A 23928-nucleotide genomic window follows, 5' to 3' on the forward strand; every position below is an offset into this window, starting at 1 on the left:
TGATTAAATGTCGGATGAATGGTAGTTTTTTAATTCTTGTTCATGAAACCAAGCCAGTAGAGTGTCTCTTCGAAAGAGTATTTTAGAACCGACCCTGGTATGAGGCAGTCTCCGAGCCCTCACTTCTGCGTATAGCTTGTCCTTAGAGATCTGACATTCGAAAACCTCTTCCCAGGCCTCCTTAAGTGTTAAGGTATTGCGTTTTGCTGCTGGGATATAGTCAATGGATTGTTTATAAGTATCACGCATATGAATACCTCCTTAATTAGAGAGTAAAGCTTATCAGGACCGCCAGCAATTTTCGGACAACCCAAATTTACACTTATAGAATTGGTACGAAGTAATTTTTCCTAGTTGCTAACCGACCTCCGTGTATTAAATTTTTGTGTTCCCTTGTTATAAGCCACCACTCAGAAGTGGGGGAACCTGGCTAATTGAGTTTAAGTATCGAAAGAGCACAAAAAAAGCCCTTTTCTAGTAGAATTAAAACTCACTACCTGAAAAGGGCTTTATTATTAGGACGATAACAATCGTCAAATTTAACTTAAGCGTAGAATTCATCTTAGAATGGTTCCCCGACCGTGTGGAGGGAACAAAAAATAAAAGGGTGATAACTAAAAGGTATAATTAAATAATAAAGAAGCAGCTGTATCTTGTCAAGATTGGATTACATATAAATGATGACTAAGAAGAGGGACCGGATTTTATTGACATTTATAATGCCTCTTACCCATGCAATACAAGGCGTATTTAGATTTATTAATTTGCTTGTATTATTTTGATTATCTCTTCCGTAACTCTATGAATTGCCTTTATTTCCTGTACTGAACGAGGTTTTAATAATTGATTATGAATTGTTAAAATAAACAATTTGTCTTGTTCATCTTCGGAAATTAGGCTATTTGTCATGTCTTTTAATTTTAGGAGTTCGTCAAAGTCTACTTCCAATGCAGATATAATTCTTTCCAACGAGTCCATAGAAATATTTCGAGTCCCGCGTTCAACAGCTCCAAGATATTGCTGAGTTAGTTGGGCTTTGTCCGCAAGTTTCTCCTGTGTAAGTCCCTTTTTCTTTCGAATGGATCTAATTCTCCTGCCAATCAGCTTCCTCAATGTATTCATATATCCCTCCCAAGAATAATCAGAAATAAATCTTATATGATTTATCTGCGGTAATTACAACGAATCTGAATCTATTTTTATCAATAATGACTTATATACTTTTATTATAAGGAGCCGTTGTTGCTGTTTCGAATTTTGGAATAGGGAGATTTTAATGATGATAATTGAAAAGCCCATCACGCTAGTGCTTATTAGTAAAGATGAAGAACAAAAAAGCTTGCGCTGTAACAAGATGTGGATAGATTCATTTGGAAAAATGCATTTGCAACTACTTCAAGATCATGAGATTCAATGCTTTGTAATCTCTCAGACGGAGGAAGGAATCACGGAATTGATAGATGAGGTAGGGAAGCTGCACAGGATATCAGGTATATCATATGGCAATCGAATTATATCTGAGCATGAAGTGGAGTATGAGTTTCTAATCGGCGGTTCTTACCAAAAGGGTCTAAATTTAATGAATTTTATTGAATTACAAAAAAGCTACTTGAAAGGATGAATCAAAATGTCTTCTTACGAAACGAAAGCCATAAACTTCGTAACTAATGGGCCAATTACTGTCCGAGATCTTTCTGAGCTTGGTTTGATACCAGATGGTCAGACGGTTTTTCCTTTACATTTTTACGAGATGGGCTGGGGCACATGGCTTCCAATGTCATGTACCTTACTATTGCCTTATTTTAGTGACGGAGTTGCTAAGGGTCTTAACATAGAGAGACTGATCAGCTATCTGAATGAAAAAGTAAAGCCCGATACATTCATCCTCAATAATAAGGGGATTCCCAGTGGGAACGAGCTGCTGGTTGATAGAGAGGTCAAGGTAAAGAGGCGGCTCGAGTTGAATGGATTTTTTTATCCACGGAATGTTGAGGAAGTTGTACAGCTTTATTTGGAACTGGGTCTTGCAAAAAAGTGCAGTGAGGACTCAAATGCGAATTTACATTACGACCTGATTATCCGTCCTTTATATCATATTGATTCTATATTAAAGTTGAAGTAATCCTCGTTTAAACCCAGTACTGGAGGTTAATCACCATGGAAAAAGAGCTCAATTTTCTTATTGATTATCTTGAACGGAGTGTTACTGAATTTGAAGCGGAGCTTGAATCGGATCCTGAAAATGAATTCGTACAGGGCAAGATTAAAGGGCTGAATCATGCTTTAAGAATAGTCAGGATGTATAACAAACCCGAGCTAGGAAACCACATTAGTGTAATCATTGACTGACGGAGTCATATTGGTCGATGAGGTGAACCACAGTTCATTCGCCAAAAGGCTATTTTTCTGTATGGCGACCTGAAGCGGGTAAATGGGAGTTTTGGATAAATATAATGCTTATTAATCCTAGGGGTATAACCAGAGATTTAGTTATACCCCGACTTTCTATTATTGGAGGTCTCTTATTTCCCCTTATACACATCGAGAACATTCGTTCTGTTGTGGCCAATCTCCTTAGTAATCTTCTGCGCAGCCTCTCTATCAGTTACTCCTTCTTTAGATAATTCAGTCTCGAATCGATCTTGAACATAATTGTAACGCAGGCCATGCATAGTGAGCTCACGAGGGGTACCATACCGACGGTCCACCCTGCGTAATTCTCCTTCAGTGGTTACAATTTTCTCGCGATGATAATTAATAAATTGCTGGATCCTGTTTGCAACTTGATGGACTTTTTCCCCTTCTTTCACAAACACTTTCCCTCCTCTAGGTGTTACTTGCAGAAGCCTTCTTAATATCCGTTCAGCCGTATACGAAAGAGGAACATCTCTATGTTTTCCGTTCTTTGCTTCGCCTTTAACTGTATGGATCCGAGTTCGTAGTGCTTTTTCTACTTGGGCACGTGACATAGCTATGACTTCGGTTACACGAAGCCCCAGTTCTTTTGCTAAAGTCATAGCATCCTTGATATCTTCGCGGTTTAAATCAGTGGCGAGCTCCAGCATCCGGTCAAATTCTTCATTAGTCCATGACCGGTCTCCATTTACAACAGACGCTTTATCTAGGGCTAGTCCATATTTTTCTTCCAGGGATCTATTATCCGATAACTCATATCGCGGGTTTTGGATAAGATCATGGAGATACCGAATAGCACATAAATCATTTAGGATGGTTTTTGCTGAAATACCCTGGTTTTGTCTCTCTGTAATGTACGTTGCTACGTGCTTATCATGAAGATTACGAAGATTTTGAAGCTTAAACACATCATTCAAATATGTAACAAAAGGGCTGCAGCTCCCAGCGTATCTTCTTCTGCTAAGGTAGCTGTTTCTTTTGCTGTGACGAAAACAAATGTCCATCTGCACTTCGATAGTCGATTTTCCCATTAGAGATCGTCCTCCAGATTATTAATTGCATGGACGAAAAGTGACTTTAGTTGATCTATAGATGTTTTACTGAGTTTAAACTGAAGAATTTTCGTTACAGCTTTATGGACTTTTTTAATTTCTCTTTCTTCTATATTAAGAACATCGCTATTAGGTACTGTATTGTCATCCCCTTGTGTGTTTTCTTCTACTCCAGTAATAGATTCGATAATTTTCTTGATCTGCTGAACCGTAAGTTTTGGGAATCCCTTTTGTTGAATACATTCATAAAACTTATCCTGAGTATCGACTGAAAGCCCCGACAGTTCTACTCCGCCCATTAGCGTAATTTTTTCTTTAGACACTAAGTCTTGAAGATTCCGGTTCAGGCTTAGGAGCTGCAAATACCGTCGAATTTGGGAGTCACTTTTATCAAATGCCAGGGCAACATCATGACGGTTTTTTAGGTCATTATCCTGTGCATCATGCGCACTTTTCCGGCCGGGTGAGACTCCCCAGCAATCATAAAGAAGTTTAATTTGTTTAGCAATTTTAATGAGGTCTCGTTCCGACCCGCGCCGTGTCTTATTCTCTAGTACAAGGAGCTCAAGCTCTTCATCTGTCGAGCATTCTACAAGTTTTGCTTTAACTGTTTCGTAATTAAGTTGTTTGCAAATATTCCAACGTGCATGTCCACTGAGAATAACGTTGTCTTTATTAATTAAAAGAGGATGCTGCAATCCGTTGTTCTTAATATCTTGGTATAAAAGTTCATATTCAGAAGACGTTAGTTCCGAATGGTACTCAGTGTTTAACGGATGCTCAGAAAGTGTATTGATTGGGAACTCTTGAATATGCTCATGAATTTTCAAAGTAATCCATCTCCTTATTATGGTTTATTGAAAAAAGACGTAGCTCAACCAAGGGTTAAGCCCATCTTCTGCATATCTTCATGGATCCTGAAGCAGGAAGCCTTGGAGTGCCTAAGATGAGTAAGCCAATATATAGATTTCTCTCTGAGGTTTTCAAGGAACAATAATTTGAGTAAAGAAAAGCATACCCAGGAATGGGTGAGCGTAGGCTCTGCTTTCAGCAACCCGCTAATATGCAAGCATAATGCCCGGTACGAGACCAGATCGCCTTCTTGCCCGATTGTGTGAACCCATAGCCGGCGGGACGATCCCGGCTATGGTATGTGCACCTATCTGCCGTGCCAGCGGTTGTCGCCCATAATGAGCTTTGTGTTGTTAGGTGAACTTATGGGCTTCACCAAACCCTAATTTAGCGTAGTTACGCTATAAACCTGACAAATCAGTAATGAGTATGAAATCTATATAAAAAGCCAAGAAATTTTGTCCATGTAGACATCATTTCTTGGCTTCGAAGCGCACGATAAAAATACAAAAAGCCCTTGGGCTGGTTAATCCTTTGACTTCACAAGGAATAACTTGCCTAAGGGCTTATGGTTCATAGAGAACATTAGATTTATCAATCGGATAGGAATTAATACACAGTCTTCCCTAGGAAGAATTAAAGAGTTAGAATGACTGCTAGCGCCTGCCGGCAGTAAGAGTGAGGTAAGTAATACGATATAGGGTGAATATATACCAATAAGAGGTGGAATGCAAGCATAAATTTTACGTAATCTTAATTAGTATTTTCAACTAAATATTCAAAGACTTAAAGTCACTTAAAGGTCACCCGAAAGTCACCCAAAGGTGATCCTAAGGTGACCTTATCTAGGATACTTCAGGTGTAAGTTGTATACGCCTTCAGCTTAGGATTATTGAACATTTATTATATGCGCCAGTTATTAAATATTAATTTAAGGGAGTTTAAGTCACCCAAAGGTCACCTCAAGTTCACCTCAAGTTCACCTTTGGATCACCTTTGGATCACCTCAAGGTCACCTAAAGGTGATCCAAAGGTGACCCTATCTTTCCTTCTAGGTGGGGGCTCACTTGAAATCGACATTTATTTGTTTTTGTTCCCACATCAATTTAAACCAAGTATCAATTTATACTAATCTCTTCCACATCATGGTTGTGATACAATAATAGATAACTAAATTGCAAAGGATGAAATGCCCATGCCGGTTTACAATAAACTTGTTCGTGATCTTATTCCTCAGGTGATCAAATCCACTGGTAAGGAATGTCGCACACGCATTTTGGGTGAGGAAGAGTATGCAAAAGAGCTGGTAATAAAGCTTAAGGAAGAGTCTGAGGAATATTTCGCAGCTCAAGGTCCTAAAGAATCTTTAGAAGAACTTGCGGATATGCTCGAGATCATTCGGGCGTTGGCCACCGTGCATGGTGCAACATGGGAACAACTTGAAGCCTTGAGACAAAAGAAGGCGGAAGCGCGAGGCGGATTTCAGGAGCGGGTGTATCTAATCGATGTCGACGACAACGCTTAATGTCAAACTCATTACAGAAAACTTAGCTGACGAGTTGATTACAGGGATGCAGAATGCATCCGGTATCTATATCATGACTTCCTTTATAATGCAGTCGGGGGTGCGCTTGTTGGCGCCCCATCTGAAAGGTGCGATAGAGCGGGGAGCTGAAGTTAAGGTTCTTGCCGGTGATTATCTTTTTGTTACGCAGCCGGAAGGCCTGCAGGCTTTACTCGATATTGATGCACGGCTGGAAGCACGGTTATGGCGAAGTATGGGAACGTCCTTCCACCCTAAAGCCTATTTGTTTGACTATGAAAATGGTGAAGGACTGCTTATCGTCGGTTCCTCCAACTTCTCCATGTCTGCTATGAGAATGGGGATGGAATGGAACTTGGCTATGAATGCAAAAGCTGAGCCTTATACCTTCCAAGTCGCTTTGGACAAGTTTATGCAGAATTTCTATCACGATTCAACATTACCGTTAAATGAGCATACCATTGCTATCTATGAAGAGGAGTATCGTACCTGCCATCGTAAAAATCCTGAGTTAATCCGCATGATCACAGAGATGGAAGAGGATGAATACCGCACCGAAAATACAGGGGAACCTGAAGAAAAAACAGTTTCTGATGGTGAACAAACTCCTATCTATCCCAGGTTTGCTCAAATCGATGCACTGGATGCATTAGAGAGAACGTTAGAAGAAGAATATGATAAAGCCATGGTTGTTATGGCTACGGGTCTTGGGAAGACCTATCTTGCGGGCTTTTTTGCTCAGCGTTTTAAACGTGTGCTATTCGTAGCACATCGTGAAGAAATTCTCTTTCAGGCGAAACGATCGTTCCAGCGCATCATGCCGGACAAAACCTTAGGTATCTATAACGGAGTCATGAAAGAGGGAGACGCAGACTGTGTGTTTGCTTCAATTTACACCCTCGGGATGAAGAAGCACCGTGAATCCTTCGTTCAGGACCAGTTTGATCTTATCGTGGTAGACGAATTCCACCATGCTGCCGCGAAGTCGTATCAATCGGTCATCCAATATTTTAAACCGAAGTTTTTACTTGGCATCACGGCAACACCGGACCGGATGGACGGCAAGGATGTGTATGCCCTTTGTGACGGTAACGTTGCCTACCAGATTCATTTTATTGAGGCCATCCGTCGTGGCTGGTTGTCCCCATTCCAGTATTTTGGTGTTTATGATGATACCGATTATTCATCCATTAGATGGCTTGGAACGCACTATGATGATGAACAACTGACTGCGGCACAGCTAAAACAAACGCTGGCCGACAAGATCTACGATGCCTGGGCAGAGTACAAGCAAACAAGAACGATTGGTTTTTGCTCGTCCATTCGGCAGGCGGATTTTTTGGCGGGCTATTTTCAAGACAAGGGAGTATCAGCGGTTAGTCTTCACTCTGGAACAGCAGGAATCACAAGGGAAGAGGCGATTACACGTCTAGCCCGAGGGGATTTAGAGGTAATATTTACAGTCGATTTATTTAATGAGGGTGTAGATATACCTAGCGTAGATACCTTGCTATTTGTTCGGCCGACGGAATCATTAACGGTTTTCACGCAGCAGGTTGGCCGGGGGCTGCGATTGTCGGAGCAGAAGTCGCAATGCACGATCATTGACTTAATAGGAAATTACCGAAATGCAGATGTGAAACTTCGATTATTCGCAAATGATGGGGAAGGCAGGGGAACAGCGAAGGAATCAGTTATTCCAACTGTTCCGGTCGGATGTGAGCTTCATCTCGAGACGGCAGTTATCAATCTACTTGATGAATTAAGCCGTAAGAAGCTGCCGCATCGCGAGCGTTTGCATCGTTCCTTCCTCGATATAAAGAATGAGCTTGGACGAATCCCTACTTATCTAGAGCTTCACCTTTATGGCAGATCCAACAGCTGGGAATATCGGAATGAATTCGGTTCTTACGTTGGTTTTCTTCAATGGGCCGAATGCTTAACGAAGGAAGAAGGGGAAGTATATTATAAATACGAAGCTTGGATCCGTGATGTCGAGAAGACGGTCATGACTAAGAGCTATAAAATGATTGTTCTCCTCTATATGCTCGAACGAGGACCAGAGTATTGGGCGGAGTCTGTTACCTCTAAGGAGGTAGCACCATTCTTTCACGGTTACCTTATGGAAAAGGAATACCGAAGACGAATTGATTTTTCAGACAAGGACTCGAAACGACTTTGGGAGTATAATGAGGCCGGAGTTAGTCAGCTTATTGAACGCATGCCAATGACGAAGTGGGGTTCGGCTAAAGGGAGTATGACCCGCTTCGAGCATGGGGTGTTTAGCCTGAGATTTGAGCCCACTCATGAGCATCGGTCTATCCTGTATCGTTGGACAAAGGAAATTTGCCTTTATAGGCTGCATCATCATTTTGAGCGCAAAGAGCAAAAGCAAGGCCCCCTTCAGAATTGAGGGGGTCTTGGTGTATCGGGCAATATATTAGTATGATTTGTCATATCCAGTTAACTTGGTCAGGATGATATCCATCACTTAAGCCCGAGCGTGAAGGAGACAGTCGTTTTTCGTCGAATTATATACAGAAAAATAATTAGATATTCTATGTTTACGGAGTTGGAAGAATTGGAACATGATACTAAGTTGCATTCATATACAGTAGGAAGTTTATTTGCAGGTATTGGTGGTTTTTGTAGGGCTTTTAAAAATGAAGGATTTAGTGTGATATGGGCAAATGAGTTGGATCCTTATGCTTGTCAAACATATAAACATAATTACCCAGAAACTAGGCTATATGAGAAGTCCGTTGAAGACTTGTCTGTAATAAGTGATAATTTGGAACCAGTAGATATCCTAACTGCAGGATTCCCCTGCCAATCCTTTTCTCTTGCAGGGAATAAACTTGGTTTTGAAGATCCGAGAGGCAAACTTTTTTTTGAAATTATAAGATTGTTGAAGGAGTTTGGGAGAAATAAACCCAAGATAATTGTCTTAGAAAACGTAAAAAACTTAATTTATCACAACAATAAGCAAACTATTAATATTATCGAAGAAGAAATAAAAAGAGCTGGGTATTGGTTTAGAGTCCCTTTGGATAATAAGGGGAACTTAATATCAGATAAAAGTAATGCAGTTATATTAAATACTAGAGAGCATACGGATATACCCCAAAATAGAGAGAGGCTGTATATGGTAGCCTTTTCTCAGGACTTTTTTAAAGTTAATAGTTTTAAGTTTCCGGAACCAGTGTCACAGCTAAAAGATGTCAGAGAGTTCTTAGATTTGAACTCTCAAGCAGATCGGGAATTTTATTTTGACGTAAATTCTAAGTACGGCAAGATGTTTGCTGACAAAATGGAGCAAGGAAACAAAGACTCAGTATATTTATTAAGAAGAGCTTACGTCAGAGAAAATAAGAGTGATTGTACATTTACGCTTACGGCAAATATGGGCGAAGGCGGGCACAACGTACCTGTTATACAGGATGATTGGGGTATAAGAAAGCTGACACCCAGAGAATGTGCTCGTCTGCAGGGGTTTAAAGATAACCAATTTTCTTTTCCAGAAGGGATGCCAAAAGCTAAACAATATAAGCAAATCGGAAACGCTGTTACGGTTGACCTAGTACAAAAACTAGCAGCACAATGTCTAAGGACGTTAGATAGTACAAAAAATTAAGGAGATCACCATGATAACTTGGAATTTTCCACCAAACAATTATGGCCAGATAACGGGGCTGAATGATGCGGGAATTGAAACGTTTCGGGGAAATCCTCTGGATTCTTTGGCAAGAGAAATTAATCAGAACTCTTGTGATGCTAAGGACACAAAAAACAACGGTCCGGTAGAGGTTCATTTTACCTTGGTATATGTACCCGCTCAGTTCTTCCCAGAAAGAGACAGGTTTATAAGCATACTTAATTCATGTAGAGACTATTGGCAGGATAATGCTAAGACCAAGCAGTTTTTCGAAAATGCTTTGTCAATTATGGAACTAGAAACAATCCCTTTTTTGAAAATTAGTGATTACAATACAACAGGATTAACGGGGGCTAGTGAAGGACAGAGAGGGGGATGGCACAACCTAATTAAATCGGTAGGTTCATCAGATAAGGACTCACAATCAGGAGGATCATTTGGAATCGGTAAACATGCTCCTTTTGCATGTTCTAACTTAAGAACCGTGTTCTACGGTACAAAAGAAGTTGATACAGGCATAGAGGCTTTCCAAGGTGTGGCTAAGTTAGTAACCCACCTAAATGAACACGATGAGCCAACGCAGGGTACTGGGTATTTCGGAATGATTGAGAAAAACAGACCGATTACTGAAACAGCAGAGATAAATGAACTTTTCAGAAGATCAGATGTAGGTACGGATATATATATTGCTGGTTTTAATGAAAAGATTGAATGGGAAGACGAAATAATCAAATCTGTCCTTGAAAATTTCTTTATTGCTATATTAAATGAAAAATTAATCGTCAAAGTCGGCGACACAACAATAAACGCTAATTCACTAGCAGGACTATTAGAGAAGTATACGAAAAATGACCCTGAATGTCTCTCATATCATTACTACGAAGCATATACCCTTTCAAATCGATACCACTTCCCTAATAAGGACTTTTTAGGTCTTGGAGAGATAGACCTGTTTGTTCTCCCAGGCAAGGACCTTCCTAAGCGGGTTGCTATGGTCAGAGGGACGGGAATGAAAATATATGACAAGGGAAGTTTCCGAACACCCTTTAAGTTTGCTGGGGTCCTAATTGCAAAGGGTGAGGGCATAAATGATTTTTTAAGAAAAATTGAGCCACCCACTCATAGCGCTTGGGAGCCTGATCGACATGAGAATCCGGAAGAGGCAAAGGCTATTATTAGAAAACTTTACAGTTGGATAAATGAACAGGTTCGGTCAATAACAGTAGTTACTGATGAAGAAGAATTGGATGTAGAGGGATTAAGTCAATACTTAGCAGACAAAGATGATCCTTCATTAGAAGTTCAAGCTCAGCAGGAAAGTCTGCAAAACGGTTCTGAGGGAGAAAAAGCGGCTCCCAAAGATATTGAAATTGATATTAATTATAGGAAAATGAAACAAACAGTATTTGTAGGAATTAACGAGAGTATTAACGTTTATCAGGAAACTGCAGCCGGTGCTGAAGAGCCGGAAGATGTGCAAGAAAGTGGAGATGGTTCCACTGAAGGTAGCGTTAGGGGATCGGGCGGAGAAGATAATAAAGGACAAGATACAAGTGGTCATAAGGATCAAAGGGGAAATTCCACGGGAACGGAGAATGAAGGGAATAATTCAGCTGCACCGAGCAAAAACGTACGGTTAGTACGCTCTCGAATTTTCTGTATAGATCCTAATGCTTCACTTTACAAAGTATCCATACAAACAGATGTAGAAGGCTCTGGATATATCGGAATAAAAGTTATTGGCGAAGTAGGGGGGGAGCCGGCTCCTGTAAAATCGGTAATTGTACAGCAAACCGGTGAAAGTGTGAATATCGGGAAGAATGGGAAAATCGGACCGGTATCTTTTTATAAAGATAAAAAATCTGATTTATTAGTTACTCTTAAAGGTTCTCTTCGATGTGCTCTGGAGGTGGCGATTCATGCAAATTAACTATCGTCAATATCCACATCCGGTTTTATCTTATTTTGCGGATGATGTCATCGATAGCGATTTTCAGGCATCACTTAAAAGCAGCAAAACCCAAAATACCTATATTTTCGAGGCACAATGTATAACTAGCAGTGATGGAATCAACCAACTTATAGAAGAGAAAAAGGCCTGCTTCGCATTTCATTTTGAATGCTCGACAACACGGTATCGTAAAATATTTAAATCGTTTGACTCCAATTTTACCTTTCAGCTCCCTGCCGATTCAATTGAAGGCAAAGTACAGATTTGTTCTTTTATATTAGCTTCAGAAAATATAGAGCATTATTCATTACCTGAGTTTCACCCCGATTATGAAGGTCATACCTTTTTTGTAAAAAAGGGTGATGTTTTAGCGATTGACGCCGAAAGGACGTTCTTCGCAGAAAAAGAGTATGATCCCTTAAGAAGGGTTCCTTCCATTTTTTCCGTTCAGCCTAACCGCGGCGAGAATGCACCGTCATTTGATATGGATTCTTCTGGTCACAAAATTATTATTAAACTATCTGAAAACAACTTTGAACATTATAAAACGATTTCTTTAAATCAAAATCTCCAACCTTTGTTATCTTCGTTAATAATAATGCCGGCGTTAGTATCTATATTAGAAACAATTAAAAACGCGGGTGATCAGGAATTTGATCTTGAAGAGTACCGATGGTATAGAGTGATTAGAAGCAGACTTAAAGAGTTAGGAATTGATATTGATAATAAAAGTACTTTTATGGACTCAACTCTAGCTGTTGCTCAAAAGCTTATCGGAGAACCGCTTAATAATTCGCTTTTAGCTCTTGTTAATTTTGAAGATGAAGACTGAGGTGTCTGGATTATGGAGCTAAGTTACATTAGTGATAGTTCCCTAGAGGAATTAAAAGTCAATATTATTAGTAATCTTGAAAAATATAAAGAGGAAGAAGTTTGGGTTGATAAATATTTCGAGGCAACCACGTGGAATTTTCCCTCCAAAATTAGGATAGAGAATATAGATTTACATATGCCACAGAGCAGTACAATCCATTTTGATTTTGAAAATACAAAAAAAATATATGCTTCCATGAAAGGACTTTCAATTTTACAAGCTACAGATGAAAGATTATGGGTCTACTTAACTCACACTATTTTTTGGAAATACATGAGGAAGAGATGGCCGGTGGAGTCGTATTTAGATAAAGATAAACCGGTAGAGGCAATTAAAGAACGTTATTTCTTTATGGCCAATCGAGATAGAGCTTTAATCCGAAATGGAATAGCGCGTTTATGGTGGTATGGTTATGTTTCTTATGATGAAAGTAGAGAAGATCCCTTTGAACTAACGAAAGTACTTCTTTCAAAATTGGATATTGCCCAGAGTCTTCTTGAAAGAAGTTTCTCAAGGAACCCAGATATAACCAAAGCAGTGCTTTCAGTCTTGAAACAGAAAGAGCACGAGTCTTCATTTATTGATAGAGAGAATTTTAGGAGCTTGATGATGTACATTAATCAGCTTGGTGGTGTAACAATTTTAGATACGTTGGCTCAAGAAGATTTAGAGGAACTTATTAGAGAGAAAATCGAAACTTTGATGTAATAATAATCCTACCCAACAAACATGGGTAGGATTATTATTTTTGTATAGCATGTTCCTTCGAAATGTTGTATTCTAGTAATTTACGAGATTCCACTTGAAAAATAATCTATGAAATGTTAAGCTGCTTATATATAGAACGGACGTTCGTGAATAAAAGGTGGGGAGTGCAATGGAAAGTAAAAAGCTGTTAGCGGTCGATTTGTTTTCCGGGGCTGGTGGGTTGAGTTTAGGTTTTTTACAAACAGGTCATGTGAAAATTGTGGCCGCGGTGGAAAACAATGAGTCCGCTCAGAAAACATATATAAGGAATCATTATCGTTATAATAATGAGAATGATGGAAGAGATATTGGTTATCACAAGGATATCAGAAAAGTTGACTTTCAAAAGATAAAAGATGATTGGCAGAAGATAGATCTCGTTTTTGGTGGGCCACCTTGTCAAGGATTTTCAAATGCAAATCGACAGAAGTCAGAGCTTATTTCAACTAATAACCAATTAGTTAAGGAATATGTCAGAGCTATAAAAGAATTGGAACCGGATGCTTTTATAATGGAAAACGTCAAGGCTATGAAATCAGACAAGCATAAATTTTTTTACTCATCCAAGGATCAGAAAGAGATTGTGGAGGAATTAGGCATAGAACTAATCCCTGACAAAGTTATTTTAGGAAAACAAAATAATTTATCTGATGATCTTGTTTGTTTTCTTAGAAACTGCATTGAAAACAACATTGAATTGTCTCCATTTATAATAACTGATAAGAATTTGTTTTCTAAGATAAGTCATATAAATAGAAAAGAGAAAGAGGCTCATGTATATATTGCAAAAGCCCAACATGCCTTACAGAAAACATTGTTGAAATGGAAGGAGCAGCATAACAGTTATTGGAGCACTGCTTATGAAGAACTGTGGCTGAAGCTTGGGGTTTTATTATCGAGTAAAGAGCTTAGTGATTCATCCCGAAACGAATTGTTTCAAATTTTAAATGAAATCATTGAGGTTCAAAAAGTTCTTCTGAAGATGAATGAAATTCAATCCAATACCATTGAAATAGTCGATATTTTACTCGATCATAAGCATGTTTGTGTTAGAGTGCAGACGTATGGTGTAATGAAGTACTTACTTTCTAAATTTAAGAGCCTTGGTTATGTATTAAATGAAGATCATATCATAAATGCTGCTCACTTCGGTGCGCCGCAGCTCCGAGAGCGTCTTGTTCTTATCGGTGTAAAATCAGAGTTCGTAAGAGATAATTCCGTAGCCCTTCCGGTTCCGATTATTAAGGATCCAGAACAGTTCTATAAAGTACAGGATGCTATTGGTGATCTTGAGGAAATTGAACCATTTACAGCAATGGAAGCCGATCAACCAATTAATGTGCCACCTCTTAAAAGCTGTAATCCGCTTCTTCAGTATTTACGTGGAACTACTAGTACAATTCAAAATCATGTTATGACGGAGACGACTGATACGGCCTTGGAAAGATTTAAAGTATTAGCGCCGGGTCAGAATTTCCACGATCTAGACGAATCCTACAAACAAACATATTCTGATCCTGGTAGAACTCAAAATACTGTATATTTGAGGCTTAATTATCAAGCTCCTTCGGGGACTGTTTTGAACGTTCGAAAGTCAATGTGGATACATCCGCGTAAAAATCGAGCAATAAGTATTAGAGAAGCAGCTCGGCTTCAAACTTTCCCAGATGATTTTATTTTTGAAGGTTCTAAAGATTCACAGTATCAGCAGATTGGAAATGCTGTCCCTCCTCTTTTGGGCAGGGCAGTGGCTGAACAGGTGCTAAAGTACCTAGGAGTAAATGTCCAAGATGCATTGAAAAAATTAATATCGCCACAAGAAACAGCTATCGTTTAAGTTTAGAGCCTCTGCTCATTGAGTAGGAGGCTCTTTTATTTAACGTTGTTACATAAAGGATATAGGTCTTCTATGTCGAATATTGCTGTATATATAATAATCGGAAATATTTATTTAAACATAGGAGTAACAACTATGAGTATAGTTATATCTCAGCCATCAGCTGCCCCTGTTATCCATGCACTTCGTTCTCTAGGGTATAGTGCAGGGACTGCAATAGCAGATCTGATTGATAACAGCCTTGATGCAAAAGCGACTAAAATCATTCTCCAATTTAAGTGTTTTGGAGACGATGGTGCCATAATTATTGCGGATAATGGTCATGGAATGAATGAAGATACGCTTCAAGATGCAATGAATATTGGTTCCAAAGACCCGCGTGCAGATAGGCAGCCAAATGAACTTGGAAGATTTGGTATGGGGCTGAAGACAGCCTCATTTTCTCTAGGTAAGCGCTTGAGTGTTCTTACCAAACATAATGGAATTTATGCGCAGCGCTGTTGGGATCTAGATCATGTCTCCAAATGCAATGAATGGCAGCTGTTTACGGCGATTCCGGATGAAGTTAGGCAGTTCATGTGCAATATTGAAGGAGATAGCGGCACAGTAATATGTATTGATAAGCTGGATCGGTTTATGGGAGCGGGAGGCCTAAACACGATACATGAAAGCAGTTTCTATGCCAAAGTCCGTCGTATACATCATCACTTAGAGTTTGTCTTTCATTCAATCATAGAAAACGGTAAGGTTCAGGTTATCCTAAATGGAAACGAGCTAGATCCTTGGGATCCTTTTATGGTTAAACACCCTTCTACTCTGGAAGGTGAAACACAGGTTCTAAACATAAATGGAAACAAAATTAAAGTAAAATATTATGTTCTTCCTCATGCTTCATTCTTAAATGAAATGGAATACAAAAGGGCAGGGGGCAGCAGAGGATGGAGAGATCATCAAGGCTTTTATATATATCGTGAGAATAGATTACTGCATTATGGAGATTGGTTGGGAATGTTTCAAAAGGATACTTCATCCCAACTGGCAAGAGTCCGAATCGATTTACCAAATGCTGCAGATGAAGATTGGCAGGTAGATATTAAAAAGTCTGCAGTTATTCCTCCAGATAATGCAAAAACAAGACTTGAAACAATTGCAAGATTTGTTCGTAAAATTTCGCGCGATGTCTTTTATTATCGGACTCAAGGGTCCCATCCTAGTCAAACCTTCAAAGGGAGTCTCAATACTTGGGAGTTATCAGGTAGCGATGAAGGGCAGCAATTTGTATTAAATAGAAATCACCCTATTTTATCAGAAATACAGAAAAAAATAGATGATGAAACTTCGAAGCTGCTTAACTTGTATTTAAAGTTTGTTCAGTTGGGGTCACCCAGTAATATAACCGATTCACCCAAAGTAGAGGAAGAATCAATTCAAATAGTTACCGATGCCATGAAAGAGTTAGTGATCCAGTTTGCTTCTACCTTAATTAAACTTCAAGTTGTACAAAATATGCAGCAGTTGATAGATGCACTTGTTACTCAACCTGCTTTTGATGGTTTAAATCGCAAAACGTTGAAATCAATTATAGAAGAGGCGAATGTCAGTCATGAATGAGGCGAAAAAGTTATTTGAAAACACTTTTGCGACTAATTATATGAATTTGAAGTCTGTTTTGCCCAGCCAAGAGAAAGCAGCTGAGAAGGCATTAGAATTTTCGAAGCTCGTAATTCAAGGTCAAAACATAGGAGAAAGTTTGGTTGAGCAGTGGTCGTTAGAAATGTATATGAAATTTAATGTTGGTTTTGACATCATAAAAACACCTGTATTACGTTCAGAAGAAGAGAGAAATTGGTACAGCCCCAAAATACTCTTTGGAGCTTTTTTTTGGACCCGTTACAGAGACTATTTAATCAGAGTCAAGAATTGGGATCAAGAGGCCGTTGACTCCATTGATGATTCAACAAACGAAATTATGCGATCCTTGGGTAACCCAGAGGATATTTATCCTTTTGACAAGCGTGGGCTTGTTTTAGGATATGTGCAGTCTGGGAAAACTGCCAACTTCACAGGGTTAATTAATAAAGCTTACGATATTGGATATAAGTTGGTAATTGTATTATCAGGGGTACATAATGACCTTCGGGCCCAGACACAGTTAAGATTAGATGAAGAAGTCATTGGTAGCAGAGTCGATAAGACTGGAAAACCGGTTGGAGTTGCCCAAATCTATGCAAATACACCTAATCATATTATTTCTTCTTGGACTACTGTGGAACGTGATATCTCGTCTGAACCAAGCGGTATTTTTAATTTGAATCAAAAAACTCTAATGGTTGTTAAAAAGAATAGTATTGTTCTGGAGTCGCTGAAAAATCAGCTCGAATACCAGAAGAAGTTATTTAGTTTAGATATTCCTGTTTTAATTATTGATGATGAAGCAGATCAGGCATCGGTTGATACTTCCAAGGATGAAGATCCAAAAACTATTAATAAGCTAATAAGGCAGATATTGGAGGTATTCGACAGGAGATGTTATGTGGGTTATACAGCAACGCCCTTTGCAAATTTATTAATTAGTGCTGAGGCCAAAACGGAAGATGAAGGTAAGGATCTTTATCCAAAGGATTTTCTTGTTGGGCTCCCCAAACCTAAAGAATACTGTGGTCCTGAAGAATTCTTTAATGTTGAAGAAGAAGCAGATGATCCACGCCCAAGTTTAATTCGTCCTTTAGGGGATGCGGATATAGAAGTCTTTACTGGAATTAAAACAAAAGGTGATGCTGATAAATTTGAGGAGGTTCCTCCTCAGATGGAGGAATCGATCTTGGCATTTCTTTTAACAATCGCTGTACGAAATCTGCGAGGCCAGCGGAACAAGCATAATTCAATGCTTATTCATACCTCGCGTTTTAAAGATGTCCAGTCGAGTGTAAAAGACGGTGTTGACAAAGTATTCAAGGAAATAACCACGCAGATTCAATATAACGAAAATAGCAAGATCGTAAAAGCAATAAAGGATCTTTATGAAGAAGATATGATTCCAACTAGCAAAGCGTGGCCTGGTGAGATTCAAGAATTCACATGGGAAGAAGTTTATCAGGAACTTAGAGAGAGTTCAAAGAAGGTCCGAGTTTTCGAAATTAATGGTAATAGTAAGGATGCATTAGACTATCACCAATATAAAGAGGATGGTTTAAATGTAATAGCGGTTGGTGGAGACAAGCTTTCACGGGGATTAACACTTGAGGGGCTCAGCATAACTTATTATTTTCGAAATACTCTGATGTACGATACTTTAATGCAGATGGGGCGCTGGTTTGGTTATCGAAAGGGATATATGGACTTGTGCAGAATTTACACCACTGCAGATATTGCGTCGAATTTTGAACATTTAGCCATTGCTATGATTGAACTGCGGAGAGAATTTGATAGGCTTGCAAAAGCGAAAAAGACACCTTTGGAATATGCAGTAAAAATGCTGAGTCATCCAACTATGACCTTAACAAGCCCGTTAAAAATGAAAAATGCCTATATAACAAATGTAATTTATAGGCTAACCCTGCAGCAAACTCGTATATATGAGAATAAAGAATCTTTTTTTTCTCACAACATGAAAGTGACGGAGAGTTTCATAAATAAACTATCCTCTGATTTCAAAAAGATACGTATAGGCTCTGGGAAAACGGGCTACTACATAGCTCAGAAAGTTGGAGTTGATAAAGTATTAACATTCTTATCTGAATATAAAACCAGTCAAGGTGCCGATAAAGTTGATAGCACCAAGATTGTAAATTATATTCAGAAAGTTAATGATATTGGAGAGCTTTTGTATTGGACCGTAGCAGTAGTTGAAGGAGATCCAAGCGATAAAAGTGGTCTTGAGAAGTTTCCAGTACGTCTTGGAACATTAGAGATTGGCTCAGCTGTAGTTCGTGGTGTTAAGGCGGAAGAGTATAACAATCAAGGAGAGGCTAAAATTGATATACGGGCTATAGTTGCTTCGCGGCAGGAATTTATTGATCTCGATCAAGTTGAAATAAAGAATATGAAAGACAAGCAAGAGATTAGAAAACTGAGACCGAAAGAAAATGGAATGCTTCTTATTTACCCGCTTCACCCTAAAGTAAAAGTTTTTGACGACTTAGGATTTGCCTTTACTGAGAACAAGGTGCCGATTGGAATTGGAATCTCGTTTCCTGACTCAGATTTAGATGATTCTAAGATTTATGAAGTAAACAAGACTATTAAGTAAGTATTCTCATATAGTAAGGAAGATGTGCTGAATGCTGAATCTTAAGTTAGAATATGAGCAGATGATTAATGAAATAAACAACCAATCTCAGCAAGAAGTATACAAATTGAGGGTCCTAACGGCTGAAAATCCAATACTTTTTGCAGGCGTAGATGCTGCAAGTATGACTAGGCAGCTGTATATTGATTTGGGTTTTGAATCTTGGGAGACAGATCAGCTTAAGGCACTGCCAAAATGGCGAGGGTTATCTATTCAAACTGAGTATTACGAAAAATTGGCTTTATTGAGGGGCCATTATTTTCTTGTTTTGAGGCAAGAGGCTGAACATGGTACAGAGATATTTGAAGTTGTACTGCAGAATGTCGTGGATCATTTGCTGTTAAGGGAACAGAATGAATCAATATTTTCGGTAATATACAAGGTGCTGGAGAGATGGCGTGTATTTTTTCAAAAAGGAGGTTACCGTAAACTAACCGAAGAACAGCAGCGGGGGATCTTTGGTGAATTGTGGTATATTCAAGATTGGCTTAACCGGTTTCCAACTTCTCCGCCACTTATAATTGAACAATGGGAAGGTCCGACTAGTGGTCGAATTGATTTCAAGCATTCTAAACGCGGTGTAGAGATTAAGACGGCAATAAATAAGTTAAACAAGACAATTAAAATATCAAACGAAAATCAGTTAAGGTTGACCAATGCAGTTACTAGTATATATCTCTATGTTTGCTTTATAGAACCAAGCAAAACCCACGGCATATCTTTACAATCCCTTGTCAATGAGGTCCGAAAAAAAATTGCGAGCCGCTCTGATCGCATGTTATTAAAGTTTAATGACCTTCTAGAGGATTTAAGGTTTAAAGAAGATGATTATACTGACGAGTTCTTTTTTGTCGATAAAGTAGAGGTATATGAAGCCGCGGCGAACTTCCCAAGGATATTACAGGAAGATCTCCCCAAGGGAATTTCCCATGTTAGCTACAGTATAGATCTTACACATTGTACTGAGTTTGAAAGAGAAGTAGATAAGGTATTTGATTTCTGATGGGGGACTTATTAAATGCTGGAAAGTAGACAACGAAGTGAATTCCTCAAGGAATTTCTTGAAGAAATAGAAGAAAGGGCAGCAAAAACAGGCGTTTACCTCGTCCCTTTTCTAGAAAAGATGCTGCTGTTTATAGAACGAGATGTCGAGCCTGATATTTTAATTCCTCCATATATAGACACACAAAAAAAGATTGCTGTCAATGCTTATTCGTTCGATGAGAGCCAGCGTGTTCTTGACTTGTACGTAGCGAATTATAACTTTGACCAGAATGAGCACGATTTACTTTCAATAAATATGACGATGCTCACTGATTTAGCAAATCTGGCTAAACGGTTTATTACGAATGCTAAAACGTTAGCTCAAACAATAGATCACTCCCTTCAAGTTCGAGAATTGGCTGTACTTATATCAGAAAATATTAGTGTTATCGATGAAGTGAATATATTTGTTTTGACTAACATGTTCTATAATGCCAATAAACCTATTGAGCTATCGATTCCTGGAATCGAAACAGTAAATGTTCAAGTGTGGGACATAGATCGTATTCTTCAAATGATATTGGCTGAGCAAGGAATTCAAACAATTCATATTGATTTTGAACATGAATTTGGACAGTCATTTGAAATGATGTATGTTCCTAATACTCAGCGTGAAGAAACGAAGAATTATTTTTCGTGTTATGTAGGATTTATACCTGCTGAGTTACTTGCGAAAGCATATGATCAATGGGGTTCTAAACTCGTTGAGCGAAATGTAAGATCTTTTCTGCAGGCAAAAGGCGGTACCAATAAAGGGATTTTGAAAACACTAAAAGATCCAAATGAGCGGCGAATGTTTGTCAGCTATAATAATGGCATCTCCAGTGTAGCGCGTTCGGGAGACATTGAGAAAATAAATGAAAGCATTAATCTTTACCGCATTAACGGATTGACCGGTTGGCAGATTGTTAATGGTGGTCAGACGACTGCATCGATTCACCAGGCTTATAAGAGTGATGTGGATTTAACGGATGTGTATGTTCAGGCCAAATTAACAATTCTTCATATCGAAACAAGCCAAGAAAAAGATCAGCAGCTCCTTGAAGATGAGATGGTATCAAGTATCTCAAAGTATGCTAATACACAGAATAAAATAAATAACTCTGATTTATTGGCCAACTCCAGGTTTATGTCCGACCTAGAGAAGTTTTCTAGGGATACATGGATACCAACTAATGATGGACGTAGAGCAGAGAGCAAATGGTACTTTGAACGTGCGAGAGGTCAATATGCAGTTGATTTGAATAGACGTAAGCGTGGTAAGGAACAAAATGAAATTAAGAAGCAGTACCCAAGTGAAAAGGTAATTACCAAAGTTGATTTAGCTAAATATTTTATGTCATGTGAAGGTTTTCCACACGTATCAAGCAAAGGTGGAGAAGAGGCCTTTAAGCGGTTTATGGAGCAAAACAAACAGTATTGGAAATATGACAAGGATGAAAACGATGAGTTGATTCCATTGAGTGAAGTTACTCTTGAAGTCTATCAGAAACTAATAGCAAGGACGATTATTAATTTCCATGTAACTAATATTGTGGAGTCTATGAGGCTGCAAGGGTATAGAGCAAATGTAATTTATTATACTGTGGCTATGCTTCACCATATATATGGAAACAGGATAGAGCTTCTAGATGTATGGAATAGACAAGCGCTGTCTGATAAATGGGACGAAGTAATACGGATTATTGCTGATAAGGCATTATTCTTCCTCCGTGATTCCGCGGGGGATCGAAATGTAACCCAGTGGGCTAAGCAGGAAGCCTGCTGGATGCAGTTTAAAGATGAATATACGAAGCAGTTGAGTAATATCATTTGATTTGAAATCAATAAAAACACTCACACCAGGGAACTGGTATGAGTGTTTTATTAATTATTACGGGACGTTAATAAACGGTGAGAATTTATAAGTCAAAATTATGTATGCTGCTGATATGGGTAAGAATAGAACATAATACGAAAAACAGAAGTGGTGAAAAAATGAGAGAAGACTCTTTTTTCTGGGAAAGTTTGCTGGCATGGTATTCCGAAAATGGTCGGCACCACTTTCCGTGGCGAAATACGAAAGACCCTTATCGAATTTTATTGGCAGAATTTTTGCTTCAGCAGACACACGTACGGAAAGTTCAGGAAGTGTATGAACAGCTGCTGCTTAAATATCCTGATATAAGTGAACTAGCAAGGGCAAATATTGAAACAGTAGAAGAAATCATTGCTCCTATTGGACTAAGATATCGCGCACAAAGACTAATAAAAACAGCTGAGATTATTTGTAGTTTATATGATTGTAAAGTTCCGAATGATTATAATGAATTAAGGAGGCTTCCTGGAATAGGCGATTACATTGCAAATGCTATACTGTGCTATGCATTTGATCAACCGGTTGTTCCAATCGATACGAATGTTATTCGGCTCTTTTCAAGGTATTTCGGTTATTCCTCAAAGAATCCTAGACCTCGAATGGATAAAGAGTTAGCATCCCTAATTAGGGCTCACTTTGCGGGAATGGAAAGCACTCGAGCGGCTAATTTGGCAGTGCTCGATCTTGCGGGACTGATATGTACTGCTAAAAAACCACACTCAACAGAATGCCCATTATCAGGGCACTGCTTGGATTTGCTCTCGAGGGAACATGATTCTCACTAATTTAACACCGTCGCGTAACGGAGAAGAATCAACATTAACCTTTAAAGCAATTTTCCCTATGCCACGACAAGTATTTTTTATGAGCCTCATCTAAAATAATACACAAACCTTCAGTTAGCCCTAACGTTTTTTTTGTTTTTGGTGTCAGAATATTTGAAATGACGACTTTCCCATCATCAGTAAAGGTTATAAAGCCTTGATCAAATAATTTATCATGATTAGGGCAAAACAAAAAACCATTATATTTATCAAGTCTTTCAAAATTAGAGCTATACTTCCACGATTTAATATGGCTAGCAATTAATAATGATGGTTCATCCATTCTACAGATAGCACATTCTGCGGAATCTTCTAATAACTTCTTTTTAAAGATTGCCTGACCTCGTCTTTGAACTACTTCAGCCACAAAACTCGTATTAATTTCCTCATCATTTATCAATCTTTTCAATTCATCAAGTGGATAGAGTAAACCTTTATATGAAAAGGGTTCAACTACAAAGACTCCATCGTTACGTTCTGATGTGATAATGCCAAGACCAAGGATACGATTATGTCCTTTTTTTATTTTATGTAGTATACCGAGAGGAATGTTATTTTTAAGATTATAGCGTGCAGATGCTATATCGCTTTTTTTACTATAATCGTTTTCTTTATCAGGAGGAGCCATTTCAATACGTAAAAATTCGGATTGGTTATTATCTCTCCAAATTATTTGCTTACCATAGTTTTTGTTGGATTCTGTGGCCTGATAGGATAATATATATGGCTTGCCAGCAGGTTTATAAAACCCTCTCACCAAGTTGTGGAGAATATGAGCTTCAGAAACATATTCATCTGGTGGCAGCCGTTCTTCAGAATTAGAACCTTTAATATCTGCTTTGCCAACAATAAGTTTGCCCTTGAGAATTTCAAATTTTTTCAAAATTCCTTCGTGAACTAATTCCAATGTATGCACCAGCTTAATTAGTATTATTCGGTAAAAGAATCATTTCAAAATAATAGCATTTAGTTCCTAGTGATTGGCGAG

General features: G+C 38.6%; 20 protein-coding genes. 15 read left to right on the forward strand and 5 right to left on the reverse strand.

Annotated features, from left to right (window positions below):
• Nucleotides 1–3: 3 nt before the first annotated feature.
• Nucleotides 4–249, reverse strand: coding sequence for a helix-turn-helix domain-containing protein (locus ACI48J_RS03540; protein ID WP_405081693.1), 246 nt, complete (start codon nt 247–249; stop codon nt 4–6).
• A 510-nt stretch (nt 250–759) separates the two neighbouring features.
• Nucleotides 760–1122 (reverse strand): helix-turn-helix domain-containing protein, encoded by a 363-nt coding sequence (locus ACI48J_RS03545; protein ID WP_405081694.1) that lies wholly within the window; start codon nt 1120–1122, stop codon nt 760–762.
• A 154-nt stretch (nt 1123–1276) separates the two neighbouring features.
• Here ACI48J_RS03545 and ACI48J_RS03550 point away from each other — a divergent pair, with 154 nt between their 5' ends.
• Genes ACI48J_RS03550 through ACI48J_RS03560 form a run of 3 tightly spaced genes read left to right on the forward strand, consistent with a single transcriptional unit; the run spans nt 1277 to nt 2349 of the window.
• Entirely contained in the window at nt 1277–1621 is a 345-nt protein-coding gene (locus ACI48J_RS03550; protein WP_405081696.1) for a hypothetical protein, read from the forward strand.
• Between the two features lie 6 nt (nt 1622–1627).
• Complete coding sequence (locus tag ACI48J_RS03555) at nt 1628–2122, forward strand: hypothetical protein (RefSeq protein WP_405081697.1); 495 nt, start codon at nt 1628–1630, stop codon at nt 2120–2122.
• A gap of 35 nt (nt 2123–2157) precedes the next feature.
• Nucleotides 2158–2349 carry a hypothetical protein gene (locus ACI48J_RS03560; protein ID WP_405081698.1) on the forward strand — a complete coding sequence of 64 codons (192 nt, stop codon included), beginning with the start codon at nt 2158–2160 and terminating at the stop codon, nt 2347–2349.
• A gap of 173 nt (nt 2350–2522) precedes the next feature.
• On the opposite strand, the gene ACI48J_RS03565 is transcribed toward ACI48J_RS03560, so the two are convergent.
• The gene (locus tag ACI48J_RS03565) at nt 2523–3446 is read right to left on the reverse strand and encodes a phage integrase N-terminal domain-containing protein (protein WP_405081700.1); all 924 of its coding nucleotides are present in this window, start codon (nt 3444–3446) and stop codon (nt 2523–2525) included.
• Entirely contained in the window at nt 3446–4297 is an 852-nt protein-coding gene (locus ACI48J_RS03570; RefSeq protein WP_405081702.1) for a ParB/RepB/Spo0J family partition protein, read from the reverse strand. Before ACI48J_RS03570 ends, ACI48J_RS03565 begins: the two co-directional genes overlap by 1 nt.
• A 1217-nt stretch (nt 4298–5514) precedes the next feature.
• Here ACI48J_RS03570 and ACI48J_RS03575 point away from each other — a divergent pair.
• The 12 genes from ACI48J_RS03575 (at nt 5515) to ACI48J_RS03630 (ending at nt 22901) form a co-directional block, all read left to right on the forward strand.
• Nucleotides 5515–5844 (forward strand): hypothetical protein, encoded by a 330-nt coding sequence (locus ACI48J_RS03575; protein ID WP_405081704.1) that lies wholly within the window; start codon nt 5515–5517, stop codon nt 5842–5844.
• Nucleotides 5825–8275, forward strand: coding sequence for a DEAD/DEAH box helicase family protein (locus tag ACI48J_RS03580; protein ID WP_405081706.1), 2451 nt, complete (start codon nt 5825–5827; stop codon nt 8273–8275). Before ACI48J_RS03575 ends, ACI48J_RS03580 begins: the two co-directional genes overlap by 20 nt.
• 168 nt (nt 8276–8443) lie before the next feature.
• Nucleotides 8444–9496, forward strand: coding sequence for a DNA cytosine methyltransferase (locus ACI48J_RS03585; RefSeq protein ID WP_405081708.1), 1053 nt, complete (start codon nt 8444–8446; stop codon nt 9494–9496).
• A 10-nt stretch (nt 9497–9506) separates the two neighbouring features.
• Nucleotides 9507–11447, forward strand: a complete 1941-nt coding sequence (locus ACI48J_RS03590) for a hypothetical protein (RefSeq protein WP_405081709.1) — start codon at nt 9507–9509, stop codon at nt 11445–11447.
• Complete coding sequence (locus tag ACI48J_RS03595; protein WP_405081710.1) at nt 11437–12300, forward strand: hypothetical protein; 864 nt, start codon at nt 11437–11439, stop codon at nt 12298–12300. The genes ACI48J_RS03590 and ACI48J_RS03595 overlap by 11 nt, the downstream gene beginning before the upstream one ends.
• 12 nt (nt 12301–12312) lie before the next feature.
• Nucleotides 12313–13050, forward strand: coding sequence for a DUF6339 family protein (locus ACI48J_RS03600; RefSeq protein ID WP_405081712.1), 738 nt, complete (start codon nt 12313–12315; stop codon nt 13048–13050).
• 169 nt (nt 13051–13219) lie between these two features.
• A complete protein-coding gene (locus ACI48J_RS03605) occupies nt 13220–14926 on the forward strand; it encodes a DNA cytosine methyltransferase (protein ID WP_405081713.1) in 1707 nt (568 codons plus the stop codon).
• 135 nt (nt 14927–15061) lie between these two features.
• Nucleotides 15062–16537: an ATP-binding protein gene (locus ACI48J_RS03610; protein ID WP_405081714.1), complete on the forward strand. Its 1476-nt coding sequence runs from the start codon at nt 15062–15064 to the stop codon at nt 16535–16537.
• On the forward strand, nt 16530–19175 hold the full coding sequence (locus ACI48J_RS03615; RefSeq protein WP_405081715.1) for a Z1 domain-containing protein: 2646 nt from the start codon (nt 16530–16532) through the stop codon (nt 19173–19175). Before ACI48J_RS03610 ends, ACI48J_RS03615 begins: the two co-directional genes overlap by 8 nt.
• A gap of 31 nt (nt 19176–19206) precedes the next feature.
• Nucleotides 19207–20217, forward strand: a complete 1011-nt coding sequence (locus tag ACI48J_RS03620) for a PD-(D/E)XK motif protein (RefSeq protein ID WP_405081716.1) — start codon at nt 19207–19209, stop codon at nt 20215–20217.
• A gap of 15 nt (nt 20218–20232) precedes the next feature.
• Entirely contained in the window at nt 20233–22074 is a 1842-nt protein-coding gene (locus tag ACI48J_RS03625; protein WP_405081718.1) for an AIPR family protein, read from the forward strand.
• Between the two features lie 77 nt (nt 22075–22151).
• Nucleotides 22152–22901 (forward strand): hypothetical protein, encoded by a 750-nt coding sequence (locus ACI48J_RS03630; RefSeq protein WP_405081719.1) that lies wholly within the window; start codon nt 22152–22154, stop codon nt 22899–22901.
• 34 nt (nt 22902–22935) lie between these two features.
• On the opposite strand, the gene ACI48J_RS03635 is transcribed toward ACI48J_RS03630, so the two are convergent.
• Complete coding sequence (locus tag ACI48J_RS03635) at nt 22936–23847, reverse strand: HNH endonuclease (RefSeq protein WP_405081721.1); 912 nt, start codon at nt 23845–23847, stop codon at nt 22936–22938.
• Nucleotides 23848–23928 lie beyond the last annotated feature (81 nt).

The sequence above is a fragment of the Paenibacillus chitinolyticus genome, assembly GCF_045038035.1.
Classification (GTDB): domain Bacteria; phylum Bacillota; class Bacilli; order Paenibacillales; family NBRC-103111; genus Paenibacillus_F; species Paenibacillus_F chitinolyticus_A.